Annotated in this window: 30 protein-coding genes and 3 pseudogenes; 13 read left to right on the forward strand and 20 right to left on the reverse strand. The window is 68.4% G+C overall.

From position 1 onward, the window contains the following. From AC3WR5_RS11885 to AC3WR5_RS11895, 3 genes and pseudogenes are all read right to left on the reverse strand, one after another. Positions 1-341, reverse strand: a pseudogene (locus tag AC3WR5_RS11885) (hypothetical protein); the annotation flags it as partial. A gap of 134 nt (positions 342-475) precedes the next feature. Next, positions 476-1,438 carry a LysR family transcriptional regulator gene (locus tag AC3WR5_RS11890; RefSeq protein ID WP_492484608.1) on the reverse strand — a complete coding sequence of 321 codons (963 nt, stop codon included), beginning with the start codon at positions 1,436-1,438 and terminating at the stop codon, positions 476-478. Next, positions 1,431-1,874 (reverse strand): PaaI family thioesterase, encoded by a 444-nt coding sequence (locus tag AC3WR5_RS11895; RefSeq protein ID WP_492484610.1) that lies wholly within the window; start codon positions 1,872-1,874, stop codon positions 1,431-1,433. The genes AC3WR5_RS11890 and AC3WR5_RS11895 overlap by 8 nt, the downstream gene beginning before the upstream one ends. Positions 1,875-1,964: 90 nt before the next feature. On the opposite strand from AC3WR5_RS11895, the gene AC3WR5_RS11900 reads away from it, so the two are divergent. The 3 genes from AC3WR5_RS11900 to AC3WR5_RS11910 all read left to right on the forward strand — a co-directional run bounded on the left by AC3WR5_RS11900 (position 1,965) and on the right by AC3WR5_RS11910 (position 3,942). Continuing rightward, positions 1,965-2,606, forward strand: a complete 642-nt coding sequence (locus AC3WR5_RS11900; protein ID WP_492484612.1) for a TetR/AcrR family transcriptional regulator — start codon at positions 1,965-1,967, stop codon at positions 2,604-2,606. Between the two features lie 381 nt (positions 2,607-2,987). Continuing rightward, positions 2,988-3,470, forward strand: coding sequence for a GreA/GreB family elongation factor (locus AC3WR5_RS11905; protein ID WP_492484613.1), 483 nt, complete (start codon positions 2,988-2,990; stop codon positions 3,468-3,470). A gap of 196 nt (positions 3,471-3,666) precedes the next feature. Continuing rightward, positions 3,667-3,942, forward strand: a complete 276-nt coding sequence (locus tag AC3WR5_RS11910) for a hypothetical protein (RefSeq protein WP_492484615.1) — start codon at positions 3,667-3,669, stop codon at positions 3,940-3,942. A gap of 86 nt (positions 3,943-4,028) precedes the next feature. On the opposite strand, the gene AC3WR5_RS11915 is transcribed toward AC3WR5_RS11910, so the two are convergent. The 5 genes from AC3WR5_RS11915 to AC3WR5_RS11935 all read right to left on the reverse strand — a co-directional run bounded on the left by AC3WR5_RS11915 (position 4,029) and on the right by AC3WR5_RS11935 (position 7,648). Beyond that, on the reverse strand, positions 4,029-4,238 hold the full coding sequence (locus tag AC3WR5_RS11915) for a hypothetical protein (protein WP_492484617.1): 210 nt from the start codon (positions 4,236-4,238) through the stop codon (positions 4,029-4,031). Then, positions 4,235-4,693: a globin domain-containing protein gene (locus tag AC3WR5_RS11920; RefSeq protein ID WP_492484619.1), complete on the reverse strand. Its 459-nt coding sequence runs from the start codon at positions 4,691-4,693 to the stop codon at positions 4,235-4,237. The genes AC3WR5_RS11915 and AC3WR5_RS11920 overlap by 4 nt, the downstream gene beginning before the upstream one ends. A 47-nt stretch (positions 4,694-4,740) precedes the next feature. Beyond that, positions 4,741-5,085, reverse strand: coding sequence for a hypothetical protein (locus AC3WR5_RS11925; RefSeq protein ID WP_492484621.1), 345 nt, complete (start codon positions 5,083-5,085; stop codon positions 4,741-4,743). A 141-nt stretch (positions 5,086-5,226) separates the two neighbouring features. Beyond that, complete coding sequence (locus AC3WR5_RS11930) at positions 5,227-5,652, reverse strand: globin domain-containing protein (protein WP_492484623.1); 426 nt, start codon at positions 5,650-5,652, stop codon at positions 5,227-5,229. A 13-nt stretch (positions 5,653-5,665) separates the two neighbouring features. Next, positions 5,666-7,648 carry an AfsR/SARP family transcriptional regulator gene (locus AC3WR5_RS11935; RefSeq protein ID WP_492484624.1) on the reverse strand — a complete coding sequence of 661 codons (1,983 nt, stop codon included), beginning with the start codon at positions 7,646-7,648 and terminating at the stop codon, positions 5,666-5,668. Between the two features lie 284 nt (positions 7,649-7,932). Here AC3WR5_RS11935 and AC3WR5_RS11940 point away from each other — a divergent pair, with 284 nt between their 5' ends. Next, positions 7,933-8,619: an alpha-ketoglutarate-dependent dioxygenase AlkB gene (locus AC3WR5_RS11940; RefSeq protein WP_492484626.1), complete on the forward strand. Its 687-nt coding sequence runs from the start codon at positions 7,933-7,935 to the stop codon at positions 8,617-8,619. 55 nt (positions 8,620-8,674) lie between these two features. Here the strand turns inward: AC3WR5_RS11940 and AC3WR5_RS11945 are convergent, their stop codons facing one another. From AC3WR5_RS11945 to AC3WR5_RS11955, 3 genes and pseudogenes are all read right to left on the reverse strand, one after another. Further along, positions 8,675-9,475 (reverse strand): hypothetical protein, encoded by an 801-nt coding sequence (locus AC3WR5_RS11945; protein ID WP_492484628.1) that lies wholly within the window; start codon positions 9,473-9,475, stop codon positions 8,675-8,677. 558 nt (positions 9,476-10,033) lie between these two features. Continuing rightward, positions 10,034-11,791 (reverse strand): arsenical pump-driving ATPase, encoded by a 1,758-nt coding sequence (gene arsA / locus AC3WR5_RS11950; RefSeq protein ID WP_141287304.1) that lies wholly within the window; start codon positions 11,789-11,791, stop codon positions 10,034-10,036. A gap of 18 nt (positions 11,792-11,809) precedes the next feature. Next, a pseudogene (locus AC3WR5_RS11955) lies at positions 11,810-12,118 on the reverse strand (hypothetical protein); the annotation flags it as partial. An 8-nt stretch (positions 12,119-12,126) separates the two neighbouring features. Here AC3WR5_RS11955 and AC3WR5_RS11960 point away from each other — a divergent pair. After that, positions 12,127-12,276: pseudogene (locus AC3WR5_RS11960) on the forward strand (LysR family transcriptional regulator); the annotation flags it as partial. Positions 12,277-12,286: 10 nt separating this feature from the next. Here AC3WR5_RS11960 and AC3WR5_RS11965 read toward each other — a convergent pair. The 4 genes from AC3WR5_RS11965 to AC3WR5_RS11980 are packed head-to-tail and all read right to left on the reverse strand — an operon-like array spanning position 12,287 to position 16,672. After that, a complete protein-coding gene (locus tag AC3WR5_RS11965; RefSeq protein WP_492484630.1) occupies positions 12,287-12,703 on the reverse strand; it encodes a hypothetical protein in 417 nt (138 codons plus the stop codon). Beyond that, complete coding sequence (locus tag AC3WR5_RS11970; RefSeq protein WP_492484632.1) at positions 12,700-14,214, reverse strand: DUF3482 domain-containing protein; 1,515 nt, start codon at positions 14,212-14,214, stop codon at positions 12,700-12,702. The genes AC3WR5_RS11965 and AC3WR5_RS11970 overlap by 4 nt, the downstream gene beginning before the upstream one ends. Next, a complete protein-coding gene (locus tag AC3WR5_RS11975) occupies positions 14,211-15,752 on the reverse strand; it encodes a DUF2868 domain-containing protein (RefSeq protein ID WP_492484634.1) in 1,542 nt (513 codons plus the stop codon). Before AC3WR5_RS11975 ends, AC3WR5_RS11970 begins: the two co-directional genes overlap by 4 nt. An 8-nt stretch (positions 15,753-15,760) precedes the next feature. Further along, entirely contained in the window at positions 15,761-16,672 is a 912-nt protein-coding gene (locus AC3WR5_RS11980) for a LysR family transcriptional regulator (protein ID WP_492484636.1), read from the reverse strand. Between the two features lie 179 nt (positions 16,673-16,851). On the opposite strand from AC3WR5_RS11980, the gene AC3WR5_RS11985 reads away from it, so the two are divergent. The 5 genes from AC3WR5_RS11985 (at position 16,852) to ylqF (ending at position 21,698) form a co-directional block, all read left to right on the forward strand. After that, positions 16,852-17,784, forward strand: coding sequence for a dihydrodipicolinate synthase family protein (locus AC3WR5_RS11985; RefSeq protein WP_492484638.1), 933 nt, complete (start codon positions 16,852-16,854; stop codon positions 17,782-17,784). Between the two features lie 56 nt (positions 17,785-17,840). Further along, positions 17,841-18,809: a Bug family tripartite tricarboxylate transporter substrate binding protein gene (locus AC3WR5_RS11990; RefSeq protein WP_492484640.1), complete on the forward strand. Its 969-nt coding sequence runs from the start codon at positions 17,841-17,843 to the stop codon at positions 18,807-18,809. After that, positions 18,799-19,497: an SDR family NAD(P)-dependent oxidoreductase gene (locus AC3WR5_RS11995; protein ID WP_492484642.1), complete on the forward strand. Its 699-nt coding sequence runs from the start codon at positions 18,799-18,801 to the stop codon at positions 19,495-19,497. Before AC3WR5_RS11990 ends, AC3WR5_RS11995 begins: the two co-directional genes overlap by 11 nt. Positions 19,498-19,525: 28 nt before the next feature. Then, positions 19,526-20,692, forward strand: coding sequence for a mandelate racemase/muconate lactonizing enzyme family protein (locus tag AC3WR5_RS12000; protein ID WP_492484643.1), 1,167 nt, complete (start codon positions 19,526-19,528; stop codon positions 20,690-20,692). Between the two features lie 76 nt (positions 20,693-20,768). Next, positions 20,769-21,698 carry a ribosome biogenesis GTPase YlqF gene (gene ylqF / locus AC3WR5_RS12005; protein WP_492484645.1) on the forward strand — a complete coding sequence of 310 codons (930 nt, stop codon included), beginning with the start codon at positions 20,769-20,771 and terminating at the stop codon, positions 21,696-21,698. A gap of 26 nt (positions 21,699-21,724) precedes the next feature. On the opposite strand, the gene AC3WR5_RS12010 is transcribed toward ylqF, so the two are convergent. Together AC3WR5_RS12010 and AC3WR5_RS12015 are read right to left on the reverse strand one after the other, a co-directional pair. Further along, a complete protein-coding gene (locus AC3WR5_RS12010) occupies positions 21,725-22,492 on the reverse strand; it encodes a hypothetical protein (RefSeq protein WP_492484647.1) in 768 nt (255 codons plus the stop codon). A 103-nt stretch (positions 22,493-22,595) separates the two neighbouring features. Continuing rightward, complete coding sequence (locus tag AC3WR5_RS12015; protein ID WP_141287981.1) at positions 22,596-23,897, reverse strand: aspartate aminotransferase family protein; 1,302 nt, start codon at positions 23,895-23,897, stop codon at positions 22,596-22,598. A 127-nt stretch (positions 23,898-24,024) separates the two neighbouring features. Here AC3WR5_RS12015 and AC3WR5_RS12020 point away from each other — a divergent pair, with 127 nt between their 5' ends. The 3 genes from AC3WR5_RS12020 (at position 24,025) to AC3WR5_RS12030 (ending at position 25,573) form a co-directional block, all read left to right on the forward strand. Next, complete coding sequence (locus tag AC3WR5_RS12020; protein ID WP_492484649.1) at positions 24,025-24,882, forward strand: LysR substrate-binding domain-containing protein; 858 nt, start codon at positions 24,025-24,027, stop codon at positions 24,880-24,882. Between the two features lie 111 nt (positions 24,883-24,993). Next, the gene (locus AC3WR5_RS12025) at positions 24,994-25,263 is read left to right on the forward strand and encodes a BrnT family toxin (RefSeq protein ID WP_492484651.1); all 270 of its coding nucleotides are present in this window, start codon (positions 24,994-24,996) and stop codon (positions 25,261-25,263) included. Continuing rightward, positions 25,220-25,573 carry a BrnA antitoxin family protein gene (locus AC3WR5_RS12030; protein ID WP_492484653.1) on the forward strand — a complete coding sequence of 118 codons (354 nt, stop codon included), beginning with the start codon at positions 25,220-25,222 and terminating at the stop codon, positions 25,571-25,573. Before AC3WR5_RS12025 ends, AC3WR5_RS12030 begins: the two co-directional genes overlap by 44 nt. Here AC3WR5_RS12030 and AC3WR5_RS12035 read toward each other — a convergent pair. Genes AC3WR5_RS12035 through AC3WR5_RS12045 form a run of 3 tightly spaced genes read right to left on the reverse strand, consistent with a single transcriptional unit; the run spans position 25,529 to position 26,348 of the window. Then, on the reverse strand, positions 25,529-25,696 hold the full coding sequence (locus AC3WR5_RS12035) for a hypothetical protein (protein ID WP_492485492.1): 168 nt from the start codon (positions 25,694-25,696) through the stop codon (positions 25,529-25,531). The two genes, AC3WR5_RS12030 and AC3WR5_RS12035, sit on opposite strands and share 45 nt — an antisense overlap. Before the next feature lie 29 nt (positions 25,697-25,725). Then, a complete protein-coding gene (locus AC3WR5_RS12040; RefSeq protein ID WP_492484655.1) occupies positions 25,726-26,118 on the reverse strand; it encodes a type II toxin-antitoxin system VapC family toxin in 393 nt (130 codons plus the stop codon). Next, positions 26,115-26,348, reverse strand: a complete 234-nt coding sequence (locus AC3WR5_RS12045; RefSeq protein WP_492484657.1) for a FitA-like ribbon-helix-helix domain-containing protein — start codon at positions 26,346-26,348, stop codon at positions 26,115-26,117. Before AC3WR5_RS12045 ends, AC3WR5_RS12040 begins: the two co-directional genes overlap by 4 nt. Positions 26,349-26,351: the final 3 nt, after the last annotated feature.

Below are 26,351 nucleotides of genomic sequence, written 5' to 3' on the forward strand. Positions count from 1 at the left end.
CCCACCGTCGGCCACAGGCGGGAGGCCTGGGCATCCGCGCCCCCGCGGGCCTGGGCGACCCGCTGGAGTGCCATGGCGATGTCCTGGTTCGCGCCAAGCGCTTCCTCAACCAGCGCGGTGAGCGTGGAATCTCCCCACGCGGCCCACCACGCAGCGCCCGCGGCTGCGCCTTCCGGCTGTGCCGCATCGCTGTGGGCAAAGGCGGCCGCGAGGGGCACCGAGGGCGCGGGGGGCTGCACGGGGGGTGTCGAGCATGCCGACAGCGCGGCCCATGCCGCGATGGACAGGAGGCGGGTTGCCCGAGGGGGCGCCCAGCGGCTGAGCCAGGAGGAGGAAGTCATGGGTCGATTGATTATTGGACTACGAGTTCAGTAATGTGCGACTGATATAGTGAACTGTCAAGTGCACTTAATGCGCCACGCGTCCGGCATGCTGGATGTCCCACTGCTGCCGCTGCACGCGCGGCTCACCCAGCTCACCGCAGGGGGTGATGCTCCTCGTTCATTCCGGTGAGCCAGGGATCCGACGGCGCCCCGCCGTATTGCTCGACGAGAAAATCCATGAAGGCCCGCACGCGCCGGGGCAAATGCGTCCGACTCGGCACGGCTGCATAGATCCGGTAGCCCGCCGCCGACCAGCCCGGCAGGACGCGCTGCAAGGTACCCAGGCGCAGATCCTCGAACACGTTCAATGACAAGGCGCCGGCGATCCCGCAGTGACCGCGGGCCGCAGCGATCATGACCTCCAGATTCGGCGAACCGATGGGCGCGCGCCGGGGCCGCAGCGAGGTCAAGTCCCAGGTGCCATCTTCGCGGATGGAATGAAAAGTCCAGGCCTTGCGTTCAAAGGCAGGGTCCGGCACGAGCATGGTGTGCAGATCCACGTCCTCGGGCCTGGCAATCGGCGGATGCCGCGCGAGGTATTCCGGCGTGGCGCACAGGACGACGTCGGCATGTGCCAGCAGCCTGGCGACAAAGTCCCCGTTGAGCGGCTCCGGGCCTGGGATGAGGATGGTGACGTCCGCGGCATCGTCGGGTACCAGCGCCCACGCGGGCGAGAGTGTCAGCTGGATGTTCAGCGCAGGGTGGCGTTGTGTGAAACGAGACACCAGCCGTGCAAGGCTGGCGGTGAGGAACTCCTGCGGCGCCGCCACGCGCAGCAGGCCGCGGACCGTGTCGGTGGCCTCCGTCGCCTGGTTTTTGGCGTCTTCAATGTCCTCGAGAATGGTGCGGACGCGCTCCAGGTACTGGGCTCCCACGTTTGTGAGTGACAGCGCGCGGGTCGTGCGGTTCAGCAGGCGACAGTTCAGCGTCTCTTCCAGTTCACCAACCACCCGGGTGACCACCGAGGCGGCGACGTTCAGGGAGCGTGCGGCGCCGGCGAAACTGCCTTCGTCCACTACCTTCACGAAGGTGCGCATGGCCTTGAGTTCATCCATCCATCGGTCCTTTCCTGCCGCGGCGCGCGGTCGTTGCGCGAACCAGAACGATCCACCGTGCCGCAGACGCATACAGCCTCCCCGACTCGCCATTCACCTTCGAAGTGGCGGCAGCGAGCTGGCGTCCCCGGTGGGTGACTTCGCTGGTGACCCGCAGCGGGCCCGTTTGATGTGTCGCCGCTGGACGATTTGGATATTCAGGCCGGCAGTGGTGCAGGTGCGCGCTGATGGCAGCGTCGTCTGGATCGCGCAGCCAGGCTGCAGAGTCGAGCCGATTCACGAACCAACGTCCGTGAATCGGCCCCAGGGGCGTGTCGTGCCGGGCCTGCGGAATTCCCTGGAAGACCACGCGCCCTTCCTGTACCTCCCGAAGGACCATGTTCATGGTGTCGTTCATCGGCGGATACGGAAACCGGCCCGACTGCATGGGTGTCATGGGGTTCCTCTGGTCGCCGAAATTTAATGGACTGAAAGTACAACAATATGCGTGCTATATAGTGAACTGTCAAATCCACTAAATCTGTCCATGGCCCGTCCCCAAGCTCCCGCCCCCAAGCCTCAACGCGGGCGACCACGCGATCCCGAAGTCGTCCGGCGCATCCTGGAAGCGGCGCAAACGCACTTCAACGCGCATGGCCTGGAGCGTGCCAGCGTGGATGCCATCGCCGCGGACGCCGGTGTGTCCAAGACGACCGTGTACAACAACTTCGGCTCCAAGGAGAGGCTGTTCCAGGCGGTCGTGCGCGACAGGACGGCGACGGTGGTGGTTGGCGTCCCGGGTGCCGGGGCACTGGACGCCGACCGGCCGGAGAACGCGCTGCTGGCGATAGGCGCCCGGTTTCTCGCACTGGCGCGTGGGGACGACGCCCTGGGCGCGTTGCGCGCTGTCTACGGCGTCGCGGGGGCGCAGCCGGAAGTCTGCCGTGCGTTCTACAAGGAAGGCCCGGAGCGGGTGAACGACGAGCTCGCTGCATACCTGCGCCGCGCCGACGCGGCGGGCACACTGAACGTGCGGAACCCGCTTCAAGCGGCGGACCTGTTCCTGTCGATGTTCCTGGGCTCCGGGCACTTCCGCGGACTGCTGAAGCTCGAGATGCCGGATTCCCGGGAAAACAGGGCCCTTCTACGCGAGGCCGTACGGGTCTTCATGGCGGCCTACGGCGCGTAGGCATCCTGCCTTGAAGGGTTGGATCAGGTTCGGATTCGACGGCGCGGACGAAGCGGTCGCCGTCGTCGCCGGCTTCCTGTCTCGGCCAGCCCGGCGGCGTCGCGCACAAGGTCTCGCAGCGGGCTGCGCAAAGGTGATCGTATTGCCCTGGAGCTGTCGCTGGCGAAGGACGGCGCCTGGCCGAGATTGACTGTTCATGGGCGCGCCAGCAAGCCGCCCTTCGGCAAAAAACAAGTCGAACGACTGCTGTCTTGTGTCGCCGCTGACACGAGCCGAACCATCGCTGAAGTTGACCTGCAGCCAACAGAAGCGTCGAACGCTGGTGGATCCCTTCACAATTGAGCCCCGACTCCCGCTTGTTCGAGATGCCTACCTCTCATCATGGATAAATTCTTGCTGCAGCAGCAGGTGCTGGAACGTCTCGCCGAGGATCTGCTGCAGGCCGAACAGGCAGCGCGGGCGGCCCATGAATCGGCAACTCACGAGGAAAACATCGCCGAGAACAAGTACGACACATTGGGTCTCGAAGCCGCATACCTGGCCACTGGCCAAGCGCGTCGCGCCGAAGCCATCCGCCAGGCGATGGTCAACTGGCGCCAATTCCGCCCGCGCCCCTACGACGCCAGCAAAGGCATACAGCTCGGCGCGCTGGTCCTCCTGGTCGATTCCGACGACAAGCAGCAACAGCTCTTTCTCGGCCCGGATGGGGGCAGCATGAAGTTGGTCAGCGGCGCTCAGCTCGTTCAGGTCATCAGCAGCGAAGCCCCGTTGAGCAGGGCCATGCTGGGTAAATGCGAGGGCGATGAGGTGTCGATACAGGTCGCGCCAACCCGACAGCGGTTTGAGGTGCTGCGGGTTCATTGAGCCTCAAGCAAGTTCACGCCGAATACCGGGTTGGCTTCTGCCATGGCTGTTTTTCTTGGCCGCTCTACCGGGAAGCCGCCATTCACTGCATTCAGCCCGACCGGTCCAGCGACGTCAACGGCCGGATGGCCGCATCCGACGACGTGGACCGGACGAGGCGGGTGGGCCCACCGGGCCGCTCTGAGGACGGGGCGGCGTGAGCACCACCGATCAGGCGCAGGCCCTGGAGAACGGCGTGGCTGAACGTCACGCCAGCTTGTGCGACGGCATGGAACACGCCGGTCTGGATCAGGCGCGCCGCGCCCTGGTGGCCGGGCCGGTGGACATTTCATGGGAATGGCCGCAAGCCGATCAGCTGGTGCTCACCTTCTCTTTGCCCGCAGGGAATTACGCCACGTCCGTTCTGAACAAAATCCTCCTCACCACGGAGCCTGACCGGCACACGGAGAACGAGTCTGCGGCTGTCGAATGACGGTGTCCTCACCGCGGGTGAAGGGTTGCTCGATGGGCGAAGGACCGGTGCGCGCGGCCGGCGACCAGCACATCGCCACGCCAGCATCACAACATCCAAAATTCGAGGGGCAGATTTTTTGAATCGCCGCGGGAGGAGGCCTGCGAGGCTGGCGGCTCCGAGACTGTCTGCGCAACGGCGGGTCTCTGGTGCCACACCAGGACGGCGAGCGCGATCACCAGGGCCGGCACGGCAACGCGGCCGAAGACGAGGCGAGACACAGGACGACGCGTCGCAACGATAGACGAGACCTTCATGACGCCTCCACCTGCTGCCGGGCGTGATCGCGCAGGCGTTCAGCTGCTGCGCCGCTCATCATTTCGTTGGCGAGCATGCTGTAGACCGAGGTCCACGCCGCGCGCACGTCCTCGGTGAAGGCGCAGGCCAGTCCGCCATGGAGCGTTTGAAGCAGCGCTTCGGCCACCACCGGGTAGTGCGAGTCTTGCACCCCGTAGCCGAGATGGCGAGCGCCGAGGCTGCGCAGCACCGGCATCAGCTGCTCGGGTTGATCGAGAAGGGTCAGGGCGGCGCCGATCATGCTCGTCAGCCGCTGGCCCTGCACCGTCATGTCGCCGCCGAACATCGGCGCGAGCGATGGGTCGAGCCGCAGGAGATGGCAGTAGAACTGCGAAGCGACCTCGGGCTGGCTCGGCGCGACGAGCGCCCAGCTGGTGCGGACGAGCTCGATGGTGGAGGTGTCGAGAGTGGTCATGGATCGATTCCGGGTGGTGTCGGTGCGGGTGTTGGGCGCGGATCGCTTCAACGCTGCTGCATGGCGAGGATGGTCGGAGAGTCGACGACGATCCACGCGGTGGTGGCCGGAGGTTGCACGATGAACGTGTTCGGATCGGTGTGCGGCAGTTGACCTGCGCGATACGTCGCCAGCGCCGGATGCTCGAAATTGGCATGCGCCGCCTGACCAGCCGCGCCACGGGCGGGGTGCCCGGGCATGAAGGTCGACGGGTCGAACTCGGCATCGGCGGCCCTCGCCTTCGTGGCCGCCGGGTGATGGCCGAAATCGGTGGCGCCGGCCGGCGCGACAAAGGTCGAGAGCGCTGCGGCAGCGACAAACGAGGCAACGATGGGGGTGCGGAAGGAGGTCATGGACGGTGGTCTTTCAGGAGGGGTGTCGGATCGGTTCAGTGGCTGCTTTGCGCAGTGCACGAATGATCCGGCGACCGGCCTGGACAGCCGCTAACCGATGACTAACAGGCGTCCCCTTCTTTTAGGGGGCGTTTCCAGCGTTCAGCGGGCAGGGGCAGCGGCAGCGCCGCGATCCATTTGCATCGCTGCAGACAGCTGCGCGTACGCCTCGCGCCAGGCGGCCCGCGTCGACGTCGTGAAAGCCTTGCCGACGCTCGCCTGCAGCGTCCACATCAGGGCTGCGCCGACCGCCTCGTAATGCGCCGGCGTCGCCGCGAAGCCAGCATGGCTGCGCCGCAGCGGGCCCGCCACCGTTTCGAGGGCGCCGTTCTCTCCGAGCGATGCCACCAAGGCGTTCAAGGTGTCGAACAACTTTGCGGCTTGCTGCGACAGATCGGCCTTGAACAGGGGTCGCAGCGACGGATCCAGCTCGAAAAGCCGCTCATAGAACATCTGTGCGGCGGTTTCGCGCAGCGGGAAGACCTGCTGCCAGCTGAGGCGGACCAGTTCGATTTGTTGCGGGCTCATCGTGGCTCCGGTGTCAGGCTTGCGGGATGCTTGCGAGCAGCGCCAGCGTTTCGCGGGAAGGCGGCACCCCGAGCACGTTGGCAAGCAGCTCGCGGCAGCGCTGGAAGCTGCGCATCGCCGCTGCCGGCTGGTCGAGTGCGAGGTGGCTGCGCATCAGGCCGCGATAGAAGGGCTCCGCCAGGGGATCCTCGGTGGCACCGTGTCCGTAGAGTGCGATCGCGGCGATCCAGGCCGCCTGCTCCTCCAGGTGGCCGCCGTAGGCCGTGATCGCGTTTGCGAAGCGCGTCGCCAGGCGCTCTCGCGCGAGAACGGCCCAGCCTTCCACGCTGGTGCTGCCGAACAGACGCAGGTCCCGACGCAGTCTGAGTCGCCGCGCCGCCGCGCTCAGCTCGGCCTCCGCGCCGGGCGCCTCGGGCAGTGCGGTCAACGCATCGCAGTCGCGTTCGAATGCCGTGACGTCGCACCAGACCAGGGCCGGGTCGAGCCACAGCCGTCCTTCGGCAAGCGTCAACGCCCCGTCGACCTGCAGCAGCTTGCGCAGGCGCATCAGCGTCATGTCGAACGATGCCTTCGGCGCCTCCGCTTCCAGGTCGGGCCACAGCAGGTCGATCAGCTCGCCGGTGGGCAGGCCCCGCTCGCGGCTGGTGGCGCCGTGGGCGATCAGCGCTCGAAGCAACTCCATCGGTTTGCGCTGACCTTTGCCTTCCGCGGTGAGCGGCACGCCGTCGCGCTGGACCTCAAAACGTCCGAGGGCGTACAGGCGCAGCCGCCACGGCCAGGTTTCGGGTGCGTTCGCCGGCGGCGCCAACCCGCATTTCCGGATGACGCTGGTGACGAACTCGACCTCGATCCGCTGCTCCAGCGCCTGCATGCAGATGCGGGCCTTGAACGCCGGGTGGCCGTCGAAACTGTCGTAGAACTGGCGCTCGCGCAGACCGGACCAGACCGACGCCATCATCTCGCGCCCCCGCGGATCACCGCGGTGCAGCGCTTCGGATGCCAGCATCGCCGCGATCATTTCGCGAACTTCCTGGGCGAAGCCAGGGGGCAGCAGCGGGATCGCCTCTTCCATCTGGTGCCGCGCGCCGACGCCGTCGTTCAGCAGCAGTCGCACGCTGGCCTCGTTGACGATGTAGGCGCCCAGCATCGGCCCGGGGCATTGCAGCTCGACCGCGAGCTTGCGGGCGCGGACGGCGCGGAACAGCGCATCGTCGACCTGGCCCTTGATGAGTGCGACGCGCATCCGCGTCACATCGAGCAGCATCAGTTCACGCAGGCTGCCCGGATCGACCAGCGCCTCGGCGTCGGCCAGCGCACGTTCCGCGCGCCGCAGGTCACCGCCGTTCAGGCTGTGGCCGACCTCGTCGAAGGCCAGCGTGAACCGCACGTCGCGAAGCCCGTGGCGTTCGGCCAGCGCGCGTGCCGACTCGGTGGCGGCAGCCTCCTGCAACGGGTCCTTGGCATAGCCAGCGCAGCTCCGCCAGCGCAGCAGCCACTGGCCGTGCCGGTGCGGCTGGAGTGCGGTGTCCGTCAGGTGGGGAAGCACGAGTGCATTGACACGCAGGCCCAGTTCGCGCAGTTCGCGCGGCTCGACGAAGTACAGCAGGATGCGGGCCGCCGCCAGACGCAGGTTCACGTCCAGGCCGCCCGGTTGCTCCAGCAAGGCCAGCAACCGTGCCACGTTGGCGTCGGTATCCGGGTCGTCGAGATCGACATACAGCTGGCCGATCAGCAGCGCCGTGCGGACTAGCAGTTCGTCGTCGGGTGCCCGCAGCGCCAGCGCGGGCTGCTTGAGCGCCGCAACGTGCTTCAGCATCTCCGCCATGTCCCTGAAATTGCCCACCGTGTGGCTGGTCAGCACCAGCGCAGCGGCGCTTGTCAGCACGCCGCGCTCGTCGTGCAGTTCGAGCGATCGCGCATGCGCCTCACGCAACAGCGTCATCGCGTCGGCGTGCCCCGCGTGCGAAAGCGCCAGACCTTTGCAGAGTGGATCCATCACGGGATCGAGTGCCGCACGCTCAGGCGATGCTCTTGCCGAGACACAAGGATGGAATGTCGACGTCGTTGTCGGTCGGGCGTCTGCATGGCACGGGGCGCCGGTCGGCTTGAGCGATGACGCGCCGACTGTGCCACCAAAGAGGAGACCCATGATCCATAAAGTTGCGGAGAGTCAATTCACCATCATCCCCCGGACGTTCACGTCGCCCGCGCCCTGGGTGAATCGGGTGTCGCGGAAGAGGGCGGGTCGCTGCGCGCGGCTGGTGCCACACTGGCGGGCCCATGCCACAGCACCTTGATGACGCACCGCCGCTGCCCGGCTTCGAGCCCGCGCCGCTGCCGGCCGGGTTCCACTTCCTGCCGGCGCATTTCGATGCCGCCGAGCAGGCCGCTCTGCTGGCCGAACTGCGCCAGCTGCTCGCCGAGGCGCCGCTGTTCCAGCAAGCCATGCCACGCAGCGGCGCGCCGCTCAGCGTGCGCATGAGCGGCGCTGGCACCTGGGGCTGGGTGACGGACAAGGTCGGTGGCTACCGCTACCAGCGCACGCATCCGGTGACGGGCCAGGCGTGGCCGGCGATTCCCGAGCGGCTGCTGCGGCTGTGGGCCGAGGCGACCGGTGAGGCGCAGCCGCCGAACCAGTGCCTGATCAACTACTACGACGCCAAGGCCAGGCTGGGTCTGCACCAGGACAAGGATGTCGTGAGCCTGCGCGGGCCGGTGGTGTCGGTGTCGCTTGGTGACGATGCGCGCTTTGCGGTGGGCGGGCTGGCGCGCAATGCGCCGCTGCAGCGCCTGGACCTGCACAGCGGCGATGTGGTCTGGTTCGGCGGCGCTGGCCGGCTGCTGTTCCATGGCGTGGACCGCATCCGCTTCGGCAGCTCGGCGCTGCTGGCCGAAGGCGGGCGGCTGAACGTGACGCTGCGGCGCATTGAAGGCGTGCCAAGACCTGACGGCACCTTGCCGGGGTGAAGTCCGCCCGCGCCGCCGGGCATGGCTCAGGCCTGCATTCGGCGGCGCAGCGTGCTCATGCGCGACGGCCCGGCGAGTTTCTGTGGGTGCGCTGCGGCGTGGGCATCATGGGCAGGAACAGCAACTCGCCGGGCCGGCTGGGCACCGGCTTGGCCGTGCCGAGCGTGGCAGGGCCGCGGGTGGCAGAGCCGACATTGGCGCGGCTGGCGCCGATCAGCTTGTTGTAGACCGACTCTGCGTAGTCGATGTACTCGATGTTCTCCTTCTCGGAGAAGCCCATCTTGTAGAGCTGGTCCTCGTAGGCGAGCAGGAATGTGTTCAGGTCCAGCGAGGCCACGTCGATGCTGGCCTTGGAGGCGTAGACCGCCATGCAGCTCTGGATCTGGGAGGTGATGCCCTCTGCCTCCACAAGGCGCCGCCAGGCCATGATGTCGTAGCGCACCAGTGCGCGGGACTGGACCGTGATGTAGTAGCTGTGCATTTCCTGCTGCGTGGCCTGGCCCGCCCCCAGGATCGCCGTGAGCCCGGTGGTGACCAGGTCCGCGATGCCGCTGATGATTTGCTCGGAGCCGCCCGAGACGAATTTCTTGATCGCACCGGAAACCTCGGTCGCAATTTTGCCGGCGTCGTCCTTCACGTACGCTCGATACTCGGAATGCGAGGCCATCACCATGGTGATGGGCGCCGTCCTGTTTTCCTGGGTGCCGGCCGTGAGGTAGCTTCGGAAAACATCGTTCTCGAATTCGAGCGCCTTGTTTTCGGCCAGTTCGCTCAGCAGATTCAACGACAAGGTCAGCTGTGTGGTCTTATTCGGGGTGGGGTCCAGCGCCTTGATGGCGTCAGCAAGAACAGACATGGGGATTCCTTTCCAGTTGAATCCAATGGATGAAAATCGGGCATGGTTCGATTTCAAGTCATCGAAGAACCAAGGCCGAAGCAGGGAAGAAGAGCAGGAAGGTCAGTCTCGATGGGCGCGCCCGCGCTCATGCGGCGGTTGGCTGGCAGGTCGAATGGTGCGGGATCCCAACGAGTCTGGTCTGAAATGGCCGATACAGCATGGCCCGGCGCTGGCGGCAGGTCCCGAACCCGTCAGTGCTTTGCAGGGTTTTGGACGAGAACTTCTCCGTCAGTGCCGATATTCTGCGGCGGTGGGGGAGGGGTGCAGCAACCTCTGAATTGAGGATGTACCTGTTTCTACCTCGGCCAACGTGGAAATGCGCAAAGGTACAGGCCGGTCGCTTCCCCTGAGTTTTGCCGGGCAGTTGCTTTTGGGCGTCGTTGCTCGCAACCAGCAAAGAAAAAGCCGCCGGAAAAAATCACGGTGGCTTGGGTATATTTCACCGTGGATTCGACGCTGCGGTTTGTCGGGGCATGGCCTCGCGACGGGTCGACGGCGCGCTACCGGACGGGCAGCTCAGCCCTCTGCGAGCTTTGCCAACTCGGCCTGGCCGACAGGCGGGGTTGCCAGCCACGGGATCGCGAACAGCCGCTTGGCCAACCCGCCGGCGACCCTGTCCAGCTGCACCTGTTCTCCCACCATGCGTGCCTGCAGCAAGGGGTCCTGCGTGCCGGAGGCCAGGATGCTGCGGTTCACCACCCATGCGAAGGGCTCCACGCCCGCGCGCCGCAGGTCGTCCTGAAGCGCGGCCGCCTGGGACACCGGGGTCACCTCCGGCAGGGTCACCAGGATCACCTGGGTCCAGTCGGGATCCTGCAGCCGTGTGAGCGGCGTGGAGACATGGCCGGCGTTGCGCCCTTCGAACTGCCGCAAGGCTTCGCGGTGGTAAGCGCCGGTGGCATCCATCAGCAGCAGCGAGTGCCCGGTGGGAGCCGTGTCCAGCACGACGAATTCGCTGCGCGCCTGGCTGACGACGCGTGCGAAGGCGTGGAACACGGCGACTTCCTCGGTGCAGGGCGATTGCAGGTCCTCCAGCAGCAGGGCCTGTTCACCAGCATTCAGCCTGGGTGACTTCGCTGCCATGACCTTGTCGATGTAGCGCTGGGTCTCCGTCTTGGGGTCGATGCGGTCCACGCTCAGTCCGGGCACTTCAGCCATGAGCGTGGCCGCCAGATGGGCCGCCGGATCGGTGGTGTTCAGGTGCACGGTCTTGCCCCGTTTGATCAGGCCCAGCGCCAGCGCGGCGGCCACCGTGGTCTTGCCGACCCCTCCCTTGCCCATCACCATGATCAGGCCGTGGCTGCCCGCCGCAAGCTCGTCTGCCAGCTGGTCCAGGCCCGGCAGCGGCGCCGCGCGTGTGGTCGTGGGGCCTGGCGCGTTCGGGCCTGTTGGCGCCAGCTCGCCCGTCAGCAGTGCGCGCAGGGCTTGCAGGCTCACGGTGTCGAAGGCGCGCAGCGGCACGCGGTCCTGCGGCAAGGCGCGCAAGGATGCCGGCATGCTGTCCAATGCCTGCTGGCCGGCGCCCTCAATCGCCAGGGCCACGGCGTCCTGCCGGTTCTGCGCGTGAAAGACACCGTTGATCGCCAGCCGCTGGTTTTGCAAACCCAGCAGCTGCAACTCCTCGGCCGTGCGCGCTGCTTCGGCCACGGCGCCCCTCTCGGCGCGGGTGACCAGCACCACGGTGGTCCGGCTGGCGTCCCGCAGCGTGGCCAGCGCCGCCTGGAAGCGGGTTTCCTGCATCTTCAGGCCCGAGTGAGGACCCAGGCAGGAAGCGCCCCGGTCGTTGCCGGCGAGAAAGCCGCTCCATGCCTGAGGCAGGCTCAGCAGGCGCAGCGTGTGGCCGGTGGGCGCGGTGTCGAACACCACGTGATCGAAGTCGGCTCCGTCGCCAGCCAGCAGGGCCGCGAACTCGTCGAACGCGGCGATCTCGGTGGTGCAGGCGCCCGAGAGCTGCTCACGCACGGTGGCCTGCTCGGCCGCTGTCGCGCCGTCGCCCATCTGGCCGAGCACCCGCGCGCGATAGGACTCGGCGGCGTTGGTCGGATCGATGTTCAGCACCGACAGCCCTGGCGCGCCAGGCACCGCCACCGGTGTGTTGCGCAACGCGATGCCCAGCATCTCGTCCAGGTTCGAGGCCGCATCGGTGCTGACCAGCAGGACGCGTTTGCCGCTGTCGGCCAGCGCCAATGCGGTGGCGGTGGACAGGGAAGTCTTCCCCACGCCGCCCTTGCCGGTGAAAAAGAGGTACCGGGTTGGGCTCTTCAGAAGTTCCATCGGCTGACCTCAGGTGATGAAGGCCAGACTGTGCACGCCGCCGTGTGGCCTGGCTTGACGCCGGTCAAGCCGATGGGGCGGCATCCACTGAATGCCCAGGCTGCCGGCCAGCGCGGCGGCCAGGTCGCCCAGGATGTCGGCATGCAGGTTGGTCGCGACGAGGGTGTCCAGCGTGGCCGGGCGGTTGGCCACGCGCGCGGTGGCGGCGTACTGGTCGAAGCCCCGGCAGATCTTCAGGCGCAGGCCCCACAGCGTGACGTGGTCGGGGATGTGCGGGTCGCCGGCCGAGCCGAACAGGATCGCGTCCTTGTCGCGCAGCGCTTCCAGCACCTGCCGGCCGCCTGGTGCACGTGCTGCCGCAGTGCCAGACGCCCGACGCCGACATCCACGCCGTCTACCCACAGCGCCACCAACTGGCCGCCCGCGTGCGCGCCTTCGTGGATTTCCTGGCGCTGTCGCAGCAGGCGGCGTCAGGCAAGGCGTAGCGCGCCTGTTCTACCGCTTTCGCCTGGCTTGCGCGCGAACCTTCACAGCGGTCCCGACCAGCACCAAGGTGAGCGCACCGTTGAGCAACAGCGAAGCCAAGTCGTGGTGCTGGTTCGAGATCGGCAGCAGGCCTGGCAGGAAGAAGGCGACGCATCCCAATGCCAGGAACAGCATGGCTGCAGCCGTGAAAGCCAGCCACAGCGGAAGCCGCGTCTGATGCCTCAGCCAGACCAGGGCAAGGCCCAGGTAGGCCAGCAGCGGCATGAAGCCGGCGAACATGCCCACCTTCGGGCCGCCGTGCGCGAACGCGACTTGCGGCAGCACGGCCAGCAGCACCGCCACAAGCTTCATGGGTTGGCCCGATCCGGCAGGCGCTGCCTTGGCGCCGTGCACCTGGCGCAGGCCATGCGGGACGGCGGCTTTCATCCGATCACGCTGTCACCACGCGCCGCAAGGCCCGCGGCGTCGAAACGGTCCTCCGCTGCACCATGCAACTGCTGCAACCGCTTCAGCGCCACCGGCAGCTCAGTAGCCGCGGACTCGCCGCGCAGCGTGGGCCAGACGGCCTTCAGCGCTTCGGCCTGTGGCGCTGCTGCGGCCTGTGCCGCAGGCAGCCAATGGGCCGGCATCGCGCCGTCCGCATACGGCCCGCGGCCGCGACCGAAGTGGGTCACGGCGCGGTGGCGCAGCAGGCCGGCGACGAAGAGTTCCTGCAGTGCATCGTCGGACAGTCGCACGCGGGCGGGCTGGCCGTTCTGGCCGGTGTAGAGGTTGAAGCCGTGGGCCAGGCCGGCCCCGCCGAGTGCGCCAACCACGGCGCCGATCAGCGCCCCGGCGCCCAGCGTCAGGCCGCCTGCGGCCAGGTCGGCACCCAGGCCGGTGGCGGCGCCGCTGAGCACGCCGCCCCAAAGCCCCAGCTTTTTCCCGTCGACCGGCCGCTCCTGCCGCATCAGGCGTTCGCGCACCTGGGCGACAAGCGCCGCGGCGACCGACGTGGCGCTTGTCTCGCCTTTGCGGGTGGGCAGACCGGCGAGGCTGTGCAGCGCGAGCAGTTCGCTGGTGTTGGCCTGGACCAGGGCTTCGACCTTCAGCAGCAGGCGCTGCAGCGCTTCTTCGCCGGCATCGTTCTGGCGGTTTGCGCCTCTGCCGACGGCGCGGGCCAGGCCGTCGCGCCAGCTGCTTGACGGCGCTGCGGCCAGCGGTTCGGCGAGCTGGGCCAGATCTGCGAGCAATGTGCTGAGCTGGTACTGGCTGGCATCGCGGCGCTGGTCGCTGCGGGCCTGCCAGGCGGCGGCAAGGCGCTGCAGTGCCCGCGCCTGGGCCGGCAGCGCGGCGGGCAGGGCTTGCAGCAGCGCGGCTTCGTCGGCTGGGCTGCGGCAGAAGGCGTCCAGCGGCAGCACGGCGTGCACGAAGGCGCAGTCGGCCAGCGCGGCCTGCCAGCGCTGCAGTTCGGCGGCGTCATGGCCTTGCGGTCCTGCAGGGCCCAGCTGGTTCAGCAACACCAGCGTGGGCTTGTCCAGCCAGCGCAGCAGTGCGAGCTCAGGTTGCAGGTGGGCACTGTCCTGCGGCAGTTCGGCGGCGTTGACGATGTACAGCAGCGCGTCGGCCTGGCCGGCCAGCGTTTGCAGTGCCTGCTCGGTCGGGCCATTGGGCGGGGCCTGCAGGCGGTCCGAGACTTCGCGCTGCAACCAGCGGCGCCAGCCGGTTTGCGACAGGCGCTGCAGCAGCGCGGCGGCGTCGGCCAGGCCGGGCGTGTCCAGCAGCGCCAGCGTGTCGCCCACGTCGCTGCGCAGCCATTCGTGGCGCTCGGTGGTGGTGGTCACGTGGCCACGGTCCAGCACCTCGCCCACGTCGCGCTGCAGCAGCGTGCGGGCCAGCGTGGTCTTGCCGACGTTGGTGTGGCCGACCAGGGCCAGCGTGAGGTGTGCAGCGCTCAAGGCCTGGCTTCCGGGGCGGTGGCGGCGGGCCACAGCGGGCTGTCGAACACGCCGGCCGCGACGGGCTGCAGGCAGATCAGCTCGCAGCGCAGTTCGTGGCGCTGGCAGAACTCGCGCCACAGGTGCTCGCGCTCGCGCAGGCGCTGGGCGCCGGCCTGCGCGCCCAGGCGCTCGACGTAGGCGCTGGCCTCCAGCAGCACGCGGGCCTGCGGGTCCAGCCGCTGCAGCGCGGCCAGCAGCGCGCCGTGCGGCGCGGGCTCGGGCGTGGTGGCCAGGCTGCACAGCAGCACGCAGGCCTGGCCGGGTTGGCTGGCGACGGCGGCCAGCGGCGCAAGCGCCTGGCGCGGCGGCAGGGCCAGGTCGGCCCCTGGCAGCAGGCTCAGCGTGCTGCCCTGGCCGAAGCGGGCCTCGGCCCAGGCCGGCAGCGCGGTGGCGAGTGCGGGCGAAGGGCTGAGGCTGCACGGCAGGCAGGCGACCTGCACCGCACGGCCGCCGCTCAGGCCCAGGCCTTCGGCGGTCAGCAGCTGGGTGAAATACGGCGCGTGCAGGTCCAGCTTCACGCGGCGCTCGCGGTGGCGGCGCTGGGCGTGGGCGAGGGCGGCCAGCAGCAGGCGCGGCAGTACCACGAAGGCCAGCAGCAGCGCAGCGTACAGGTGCACCCAGTGCGCCCCTTGTGCAACGGACGGCGGCGTGGCGGCGTCAAAGCGCAGCGCGGCAACCTGATCGACCGTGGGCGGCGCCCAGCCGGTCAGCCAGCCGAAAGGCCACTGCAGCGCAGCCAGCAGCGCGCGCACCTCTTCGGCACCGAGGAAGGTGGACTCCCAGCCCACGCGGTATTCGAGGAACAGCCCCCCGACGTACAGCGAGACGATCAGGCCCAGCGCCAGCATCGCCGCGCAGGTGTGCAGCAGCGCCGCCAGGCGCGCGGCCAGCGCCGGTCCGCTGAGCTGCAGCCATTCGGCCTGGTGGCGCAGCCAGGCGTTCAGCAGCAGCGGCGGCAGGCCGCGAGAACCCCGCATGGGCTGCGGCGCCAGCCAGCGGCCCAGGCGCTGCAGGCGCGGCGAGGTGGGCGGCTTTGGCTTGCCGGTGCGCGCGATGGCCAGCACCGCACGGCCGGCCAGCAGCAGGTACACGAACAGGTTGATCGCCAGCACCAGCAAGGCCGGCGCGAAGACCAGGTTGACATGATGCGGGTCGGCCACGTGCTGCGCGAACAGGCCCAGCGCCAGCGCGGCCAGCGGCAGGCCGCCGCCCAGCAGCAGGCCCAGGCCGGGTGGCTGCAGCAGCAGCGCGAGCCGCGGCTGGCGCACCAGCAGGTCGCCCAGCAGGCGCTGCGCACGGGCCAGCACAAAGGCCTGCTCGCGCGCGCTGCCGCGGGCCGGTTGCCGGGCCTTCACGGCGTCGTGTGCCCAGTCGGCCCGCTCCCGGGCATGGCGGCTGGCGTCGCGGCGCTGGTCTTCGCTCAGCAGCGCACCGGTGCTGTCGGTCTCCTCGATGGCCTTGACCAGCAGGACGGTGTGGGCGTCGGCGGCGCGCATCGGGGTCTTCAACCGGCGCTGGCCGCCACTGCGCGCCAGAAGGCTTCGCCGGCGCGCGGCAGCGGCTGTGCACGGCGGTACAGGCGAATCTCCACCTCGATGCGCCAGCGCTCGCCGCCGGCCTGCACCAGGCGGCCGTCCGCCAGCTCGTCGGCCATCAGGCTGTGCGGCAGAAAGGCCACGCCGCGGCCGTCCAGCGCCATGGTCTTGAGCACGGTGGCGAGGTGGGCCGTCATCGCGGGCTGGGCGTGGGCGGCGGCCAGGTCGGCCGCGCGCAGCGTGTGCACCAGTCGGCCGATGCCGGATTCGGCGCTGTAGTCCAGCAGCGGCACGGCGGGGAGCTGGGTGCCGTCGAGCGTGTGGCGAGGGCGGCCACCGTGGGCGGGTGCGGACACGGGCAGCAGCGCGTCGTGGCCCACCACCGCATGCAGGTGCTGGGCTGGCTCCAGCCGGCTGGGCACCTGTTCGTGCGCGTGGCACAGCAGGAACTGCACGCGGCCTTGCTGCATCTGCGCCTCGCATTGCTGCATCACGTCGCTGATCAGCTGCACCGGCCGCGGGCCGCCCTCGATGCGGGCCTCCAGTGCGCGCAGCCAGCCGGGCAGGAAGCTGAACGACAGCGCGTGGGTGGCCGCGATGCGCAGTGTGGCGGCGCTGGCGTCGGCCACGCCGCGGGCCTGGTCGGGCAGGCCCTGCACCCGCGTCATCAGGTCCTGCGCGACGCTGCGGAACCACTCGCCGGCCTCGGTCAGCGTGGCGGGCTGGGTGCTGCGGTCGAACAGCACCACGCCCAGCCATTCCTCCAGCGCGCGCACCCGGCGGCTGAAGGCTGGCTGGGTCATGTGGCGTTCTTCGGCCGCGCGAGAGAAATTGCCGCTGGCGGACAGGGCCAGGAAGTCTTCCAGCCAGAGGAAGTTCATGCCGGCCTCGCGGGGCGACACCAAGCTGCCGCTGCGCCCCTCGGACAGGGGGATCGACGTGAGCGAAGGGACTTCATGGGCAGTGCTTTGGGAGCATCGAAGAAGGCTGAAGCAGCATTGGCAAGCCGCTTCGGCCTCACGCAAGATGGGCAGCGATTATTCAACAGGAGACACGCCCCATGGCCACCATTGCGAACTACCGCGGCATCATTCCCGCGATCGCCTGCCCCTTCACCAGCGATCACCGCATCGACGAACCTGCACTGCGCAAGCACGCGTCCTGGCTGGCCGGCCAGCCCGGTGTGGTGGCGGTGATGACCAACGGCCACACCGGGGAGGTGTTCTCCCTGCTGCCGCGCGAGCGTGCCGAGGTCACGCGCATTGTCGCCAGCGAGCTGCAGGGGCGCCTGCCGGTGATCTCGTCCATCGTCTGCGAAGGCATTCGCGATGCGACGGAGCAGGCCGCCATGGCCCGCGAGGCCGGCGCCAAGGCGCTGGACGTGATGCCGCCGCACCACTGGCTGCGCTTTGGCTTCCGGCCCGACCATGTGACGCAATACTTCGAGGCCATTGCCTCGGTGGGCCTGGACCTGGTGGCCCATGTCTACCCTGCCTGGACCCGTGCCTCGTACAGCACGGCCACCATGGCCGAGCTGGCGAAGCTGCCCAGCGTGGCCGCCTTCAAGGTGGGCCAGCGCGACATGAACAAGTACGCCGCCGACATTGCCGCGATCCGCCTGGCAGACCCGAGCAAGGTCATCCTGACCTGCCACGACGAGTACCTGCTGGCCTCCATGGTGCAGGGCGTGGACGGTGCGCTGGTGGGCTTTGCCACCTTCATCCCCGGCCTCATCCACGAGCTGTGGGAAGCCGTGAAGGCCGGCGACCTGAAGAAGGCCCAGGCGGCGCAGGCCTTGATCACGCCGCTCAAGGATGCCGTGTACGGCGGCGGCGAGCCCACCGGCGAGGCCCATGCGCGCATGAAGATGGGCATGTACCTGGCAGGCGTGCTGGACGCGCCCACCGTGCGCCCGCCCACCGAGATGCCCACCGATGCGGAAGTGGCGGCGCTGCGCGCGGCGCTGGCCAACGCGGGGCTGCTGCAGCGCTGAGTGCGGCAGCGCCGGGTGCGCCAGAGATCGCAGACAAAAAATCAGGAGACAACACGATGCAACGCCAACAATTCATCCGCGGGATGGCCGCGGCAGCGCTGGCCTGCGTGGCCGGCACGGCTTCGGCCCAGGCCTGGCCGGCCAAGCCGATCACGATGATCATTCCGTTCCCGCCCGGCGGCACGCTGGACGTGGTGGGGCGCATGCTGGCCCAGAAGCTCGGGCAGCAGCTGGGCCAGACGGTGATCGTCGACAACCGCCCTGGCGGCGCCGGCACGCTGGGCGCCGGCATGGTGGCGCGTGCGCCGGCCGATGGCTACACGCTGCTGTTCACCGCGTCCACCTTCACCACCACCCCGATGACGCAGAAGACCCCCGTCTACGACGTGGTGAAGGACTTCGCGCCGCTGGCGCTGGTGGCCAAGGCGCCGCTGGCGGTGTCGGTCAACAAGCACTTGCCCTTCAACGACATCAAGGGCCTGCTGGCCTACGGCAAGCAGAATCCCGGCAAGCTGACCTTTGCGATTGGCTCCACCGGTTCGGCGGGCCATCTCAGCACCGAGTTGCTGCGGCGTGCGGGCCAGATGGAATACCTGATCGTGCCGTACAAGGGCTCGGCGCCGGCCTACCAGGACTTGATCGGCGGCCAGATCGACGCCTTCATCGATCCCATCCTGGGCTCGGTGCCGTTTGCCAAGGCGGGCCAGCTGAAGGTGCTGGCGGTGACCTCCAAGAACCGGCTGGCCAGCCAGCCCGAGCTGCCCACCGTGGGCGAAACGGTGCCGGGCTACGAGTTCTACAGCTGGTACGGCCTGTGGGGCCCGGCCGGCCTGCCCAAGGACATGGCCACGCGGCTCAATGCCGAGGTCAACAAGGCCCTCACGGCCGGCGAGATGCCCGAGCGGCTGCCGGCGCAGGGCCTGCTGCTCACGCCAGGCTCCATCGAGGACTTTGCGCACTTCCAGCACGAGGACATGGTGCTGTCCCAGCGCATCATCACCGAGGGGAAGATCCGTGCCGAATGACACCCCGCTCGCGGTGCTCACCGGCAGCAGCTCGGGCATCGGCCTGGCCATCGGCAGGGCGCTGCTGGAAGCGGGCTGGACGGTGGCCGGGCTGGACCTCGCGCCGCCTGTGCTGTCGCACCCCGGCTTTCAGTCCGTGCGCGTGGACCTGAGCGACGCCGCGGCCACCGACGCTGCAGCAGCAAGCCTGACCGGCGCTGCCGCGCTGGTGCACGCGGCCGGCGTGCTGCGCGTGGGCCCGCTGGGCAGGCTGCAGGCAGACGACGCCGCGCTGATGTGGCGGCTGCACGTGGCGGCCGCCGAGCGGCTGGCCAATGCTTTGCTGCCGGCCATGGCCGAGGCCGGCCGTGGCCGCGTGGTGCTGGTGGGCAGCCGCGTGGCGCAGGGCAAGGCCGGGCGCAGCCAGTACGCGGCCACCAAGGCGGCGCTGACCGGGCTGGCGCGCAGCTGGGCCGCCGAGGTGGTGGCGCGTGGCGTCACCGTCAATGTGGTCTCGCCTGCGGCCACGCAGACCGCGATGACCGACGACCCGGCCCGCCAGGCTGCGCCGCCGGTGCTGCCGCCCATCGGCCGGCTGATCCAGCCCGACGAGATTGCCGCACTGGTGCTGTTCCTGCTGTCGCCCGCCGCCGCCGCCATCACCGGCCAGGACATTGCCATCTGCGGCGGGGCCTCGCTGCCCCGCTGAACCGTTTGAAACAAGGACTGAAAACGCCATGAAGATCATCGACATCCGCGAAGAAACCAAGCCCATCAAGTCGAACATCCGCAACGCCTACATCGACTTCTCGAAGATGACGCTGAGCCTGGTGGCCGTGGTCACCGATGTCATCCGCGATGGCAAGCCAGTCATTGGCTACGGCTTCAACAGCAATGGCCGCTACGGCCAGGGTGCGCTGATCCGCGAGCGCTTTCGCCCGCGCCTGCTGGAAGCCGAGCCCGCGAGCCTGCTCGACGTTACGGGCGAGAACCTGGACCCGCACAAGGTCTGGGCCACGATGATGAGCAACGAAAAGCCGGGCGGCCACGGCGAGCGTTCGGTGGCCGTGGGCACCATCGACATGGCCGTGTGGGACGCCGTGGCCAAGATCGAAGGCAAGCCGCTCTACCAGCTGCTGGCCGAGCGCCATGGCAACGGCCGGGCCAATCGCAAGGTCTTCGTCTACGCAGCCGGCGGCTACTACTGGCCCGGCCAGGGCCTGGAAGGCCTGAAGCGCGAGATGCAGAGCTACCTGGACCGTGGCTATTCGGTGGTCAAGAAGAAGATTGGCGGCGCCTCGCTCAAGGAAGACATGGCGCGCATCGAGACCGTGCTCAAGCTGCTGGGCCCGGGCCAGCAACTGGCGGTGGATGCCAATGGCCGCTTCGACGTCAAGACCGCCGTCGAGTACGCCAAGGCGCTGTCGCAGTACGACCTGTTCTGGTACGAGGAAGCCGGGGACCCGCTGGACTACGCGCTGCAGGCGGAACTCGCGAACCACTATGCCAAGCCCATGGCCACCGGCGAGAACCTGTTTTCGATGCAGGACGCGCGCAACCTGATCCGCTATGGCGGCATGCGGCCCGACCGCGACTGGCTGCAGTTCGACTGCGCGCTGAGCTATGGCTGCGTGGAATACCTGCGCACGCTGGACATGCTCAAGGAGAACGGCTGGTCGCCCGCGCGCTGCGTGCCGCACGGCGGGCACCAGATGTCGCTGGCGATCGCCGCCGGCCTGGGCCTGGGCGGCAACGAAAGCTACCCCGACCTGTTCCAGCCCTACGGCGGCTTCCCCGACGGCGTGAAGGTGGACAACGGCTACGTCACGCTGCCCGAGCTGCCTGGCATCGGCTTCGAAGGCAAGGCCGATCTGTACGCGGAGATGAAGGCGTTGGCGGGCTGATGGCTGACAACTGGGACAATGGGTGTTGCCGGCCGCGAGCGCGGGCCGGTCCCGTTTCTGTTCCAAGGTTCTCCCCATGTCCGTCAACTGGTTCCCCGGCCACATGCATGCCACGCGCAAGGCCATCATCGAGCGCATGAAGCTGGGGGTGGACGTGGTGATCGAGCTGCTGGATGCGCGGCTGCCCGGCTCCAGCGAAAACCCGCTGCTGGCCGAGCTGACTGGGGCCAAGCCGGCGCTGAAGGTGCTGAACAAGCAGGACATGGCCGACCCCGCGCGCACGGCGGCCTGGTTGGACCACTTCAACGCCAGGCCCGAGACCCGCGCCATCGGACTGGATGCCAGCGAAGCCGCGCCGGCCGCGCGCCTGGCCGCCGCCTGCCGCGAGTTGGCACCGAACCGCGGCGGCATGGCCAAGCCGCTGCGGGTGCTGATCTGCGGCGTGCCCAACGTCGGCAAGAGCACGCTGATCAACACGCTGGTTGGCAAGAAGGCCACCAAGACCGGCGACGAGGCGGGCATCACGAAAAACGAGCAGCGCATCTCGCTGGCCAGCGATGCCTACCTCTACGACACGCCCGGCATGCTGTGGCCCAAGATCCTGGTGCCCAAGAGCGGCTACCACCTGGCAGCGGCCGGCTCGGTGGGCCGCAATGCGTACGACGAGGAAGAGGTGGCGCTGGAGCTGATCGAGACGCTGCAGCCGGACTACGCACCGCTGCTCGAAGCGCGCTACCGCTTGCAGGACGTGGCGGGCATGCTGTCCGAAGACGTGCTGGCCGGCATTGGCCGTGCGCGCGGCGCGGTGCAGAGCGGCGGCAAGGTCAGCATGCAGAAGGCCTCCGAAGCCCTGCTGAACGACTACCGCTCGGCCGCGCTGGGCCGGGTGACGCTGGAGACGCCGGAAGGTTTTGCCGCCTGGCGTGCCGAGGCCGAGGCCGCCCAGGCCGAGAAGGCGCAGAAGAAGGCGGCCCGCGCCGGCACGCGGCGGCCGGACGGGCGCTGAAGCCCGGCGCCCTTCGGCTCTCTGCGTCAGCGGTAGGAGTGTCCGGAGACGCCGGTGATGTTGGCGTTGGGCGTTTCGGAGCGCACGCGCACGCGGGCGTAGTCGGCGGTGGCAGAGGCGCCGCTGGCACCTTCGCCGGCGAAGGACTTGGCCTTGGTCTTGAGCATCGCGTCGATGTCGAAGTAGCTGCCGGCCGGCACCTGGAATGTGCGCTTGAGCCTCAGCGGTTCGACCGAGGCGTCGGTGTTGTTGATGCTGGCGTCGGCCTTGTGCTTGTCGTCGGCCACGGTGACCAGCAGGCGGGCGACCACCGCGTCGGGTGTCAGCGAGGGGTCGATGACGTTCGAGTAGGCGTTCGTGTCCACCGTGACGGTGTACTTCATCATGGTGCCGGCGGGCACGCCCGGTGCGCTGGCCAGGATGCGGTCGCGCGAGTGAACCTCGGCGATGCACTTGGCGTACAGCGAGAAGTCGTAGCTGCCATGGGCCGGGTAGCTGGCGCTGCTGCTGGCCGTGATCCAGCCGAGGCTGCCACCGGCCTGGCAACTGGCATGCGTGCCGTTGATGGCGTCGCCGATGGAGGTGGAGTAGTCGTTGCCGAGGCCGGCAGTGGTGGCGCTGTCGCTGTAGTCGAAGGCTTCGACGGGCTGGTTGTCGAAGTCCAGCGTCCAGGCAATGGCATGGGTGCGGGTGGACAGGCCCACGTCCTGGGCCCAGCCCGGGCTGGTCAGTGCAGCCAGCGCCAACAGGGCCAGGGTTTTGCGCAACGGTGCTGCGGGGAGGTACTTCGTCATCTGGAACTCGCTTGGTATGGGTGGGGAGCGGCGACGCTAGCACCGGCCCTGCGCCACCACCATCATCCAGGCAGAGGATGCCGCGAGGTCCCTGGACGATTGTTCACGCCACTTTCTGCATCGCCTGCCGCAGCAGCGACAGGCCCAGGTCCAGCTCCTCGTCGCTGACGGTGAGTGGCGGGGCGATGCGGAACACGCCGCCCATGCCAGGCAGCTGCACGATGTTCATGCTCAGGCCCAGCCGCATGCATTCGCGCGTGATGGCCGAGCCCAGCTCCGGCGCGGCCTCCTTGCCGGCCCTGTCCTTCACTACCTCCAGGCCCAGCAGCAGGCCGCGGCCGCGCACGTCGCCAATGCAGGCGAACTCTTCCTGCAGCGCGCGCAGGCCGCGCTCCAGCCGCTGGCCGGCCAGCCTGGCGCGCTCCACCAGCCCGTCCCGCTCGACCACCTCCAGCACCTTCAGGCCGACCGCGGCAGGCAGCGGGTCGGAGACGTGTGTCGTGTAGAACAGGAAGCCGCGCGCGTGGCAGGTCTCTTCGATCTCGTCCGACGTGAGCACGGCGGCCAGCGGCAGGCCGGCGCCCAGGGTCTTGGAGAGGGTCAGGATGTCGGGTGAGACGCCGTCGCGGTTGCAGGCGAACATCAGCCCGGTGCGGCCCACGCCGGTCTGCGCCTCGTCCAGGATCAGCAGCATGCCGCGCTCGCTGCACTTCTGCTTCAGCGCGGCCAAGTAGCCCAGCGGCAGGTCGAGGATGCCGCCGGAGCTGAGGATGGGCTCGGCGATGAAGGCGGCCAGGTTGCCGCTGGACTGGCGGTCGATCAGGTCGAAGGCGTAGTCCAGCTCGGCCTGCCAGTCGAACCGGCCGTGGCGCTCGAAGCGCGGCCGGTAGGGGTAGGGCGCGGGAATGGCAAACGAGCCCACCGCCGCCGGCCCGTAGCCCTTGCGGCCGGCGCTGTAGGTGGCCGAGGCGGCGCCCCCGGTCATGCCGTGCCAGGACTGGGCGAAGCTCACCACCTCGAACTTGCCGGTGTAGAGCTTGGCCAGCTTGAGGGCTGCTTCGTTGGCCTCGGCGCCGGTGCTCAGCAGCATCGAGCGGGTAAGGCCTTTCGGTGCAATCTCGGCCAGGCGCGTGGCCAGGTCCACCACCGGGCGGCTCAGCATGCCGCTGAACAGGTGGTCCAGGTTTCGAGCGTGTTCGGCCACCACCGCAGCCACCTCCGGGTGGCCGTGGCCCAGCAGCGCGCTCATCTGGCCTGAGGTGAAGTCCAGGATGGCGCGGCCGTCGGCGTCATAGACAAAGCTGCCCTGCGCCCGCTCGATGATCATCGGCTCGAAGCTGCCGCCGTAGCGGATCAGGTGCTGGCGGGCGTGCTGCCAGAAGGCGGGGTCGTCATTGCGGGACATGGGCGCTCCTGTGGGTGGCTTGATTCGCCCCCAGCTTACGAACGTCAAGGGGTCAAGGAAAGCTGATATTTTTGAAACCAGCTATCAGGTAGCTTGATGGCAAGATGGATGGCTGGAGATCCGATGCATGACCCGCCACCTCGACATCGACCTGCTGCGCACCTTCGTGGCCATTGCCGAGACCCACACGCTGGGCCGTGCGGGAGGGCGGGTTGGTCGCACGCAGGCTGCCGTGAGCATGCAGGTCAAGAAGCTGGAGGCCATGCTGAACCAGCCGCTGCTCAATCGCACCGGCCGCGGCGTGCAACTCACGCTGCACGGCGAGCGCCTGCTGGCCCATGCCCGCACCATCCTGCGCCACCATGACGCGGCCGTGGCCGACATCTCCGGCGCCGGCCTCTCGGGCACGCTGCGCTTCGGCTGCCCGGACGACTACGCCACCGCCTTCCTGCCGCACATCCTGCGCAGCTTCGCCGGCCGCCACCCGCAGGTCTTCGTGGAAGTGCTGTGCGCGCCCACGCCGCGGCTGCGCGAGCGGCTCAAGCGCCACGAGCTGGACCTGGCGCTGGTCTCTACCGCGCAGGACGACCCCACGCCCGTGGTGCGCCGCGAGCCGCTGGTGTGGGTGGGCAAGCACGACGACGACGCCGTGCTGCGCGAACCGCTGCAACTCGCCCTGTCCGACCCCGACACGCTGGATCACCGCGCCGCCTGCGAAGGCCTGGACGCCATCGGCCGCGCCTACCGCGTCGCCTACGCCAGCGGCAGCATCTCCGGCCTGCTGGCCGTGGTGCGCTCAGGCCAGGCGATTGCCGTGCTGACCCAGGCCGCAGTGCCAACCGACCTGCAGGTCCTTCCCACCGGCAACAAACTGCTGCCCCGCCTGCCCGACGTCGGCTTGGCCGTCGCCTTCGACCTGCGAAGACCGCCGCCGCTGGCGGTGGAGTTTGCGGAGCATTTGCAGCGGCAACTTCCGGCGCTGTAGGCGTCCAGCCGGAATCATGCGCTGGCGGTCGCGGCGATGGCGCAGGGTGCTGTTCATCCTCCCGGAAGACTGTCGGTTGACCGGCCATCAGATCGCATCTACATTCTGAAGATGATCACCTGGGACGAGACGAAGCGTCGGGGGAACATCCGGAAGCACAAGATTGATCTTGCTGATCTGGCGCCCATGTTCGACTTCCCAATGATCACGGTGGAAGACGCGCGCGAGAGCTACGGCGAGCTGAGGCTGCAGAGTCTTGGCATGTGGCAAGGACGAGTCGTCTTCTTGGTGTGGACCCCGCGAGGTGATGACACCGCGCACTTGATCTCCTGCCGCTATGCCGACCGCCAAGAAACCGACGACTACTTCCAAGCCCTTTAGTGCCGCAGAGATCGCCGCCGCAAAGGCGGCGGCCGTCGACGCCCCATCGGCGGCGTCCAATGTCAATTGGACGCAGGGCGCAGTGACGCCCGGAGGGGGTGTCACGGCAACCATCGCAGCGCTGCGCCGTAGCCGGGGCCCAGCCAAGAAGCCCGCCAAGGAACAAGTTGCGATTCGGCTTGACCCCGACGTCGTCGGTGCGCTTCGGGCCAGCGGCCCTGGTTGGCAGACCAGGGTGAACGCTGCGCTCAAGGAGTGGTTGGCATCACAGCCACCCAAGCGCAAGGCCCGCCGGCAGAGTGCGGCCTGACGGATGACGATAGATCGCGCAGCCGCGATCTGATTGATCAGTGTGATGCACAAGTTCGATGAGCGGAAGAATGTCTTCGTCGCAACGAAACTGCAGGCCATTCTTGGCCTTGTAGCTGCGCACTTGCGCCATCTGTCGCTTGCCAGGCCTTGTCAAGCCACAAGCGAAATGGCTCGTTCAGGAAAGGCTTTCAGCACCTTTTTGTCCATCGTCACCAACTTGGCATCCAGGCGTTCAGCCAGCGCGACGAATTCACAGTCGCAGGCAGAGCACTCGCTGGCCCGCACCAGCGCCATGACTTCCCGCGAATGCACGTCGAATTCGAATCCCTCCATCAGGGATTCAGCTTCAGCCTGAAGGCTGCAGGCTTGTTCGAAACTCAGCATCTTGCGGCGCATGCAGCCGGCCAGAATGTTCCGGAACTCGCTGCGCCACAGGGGCGGCGCAGCCCATTCCGGCTCTCGCTCCAACAGGGCTTCGGCTGCGGCGGTGAACTCCCCTGGCAGGTACAGGTAGGCCAGCACATTGCTGTCGACCACGATCACTTGCGGCCTGCCCGCTTGGCTGCATCAATGTCCTTCGCGGAGAACTGCACCGGTGGCAGGCCGGCTCTGAGTTCGCGAGCGCGTGCCAGGCGATCGCTCGGCGCCACACGGCCAGCCATCAGCACAGACTCCAGGCACACGATGGCCTCGCTGTTCAAGCTTCGGCGGTGCAGTTCGGCAGCAGCCTTCAGCCGCTCGTACACCGCATCTGGAATGTTCTTCAGGGTCAAGGA

Source organism: Ideonella sp. FW305-24 (assembly GCF_058788035.1).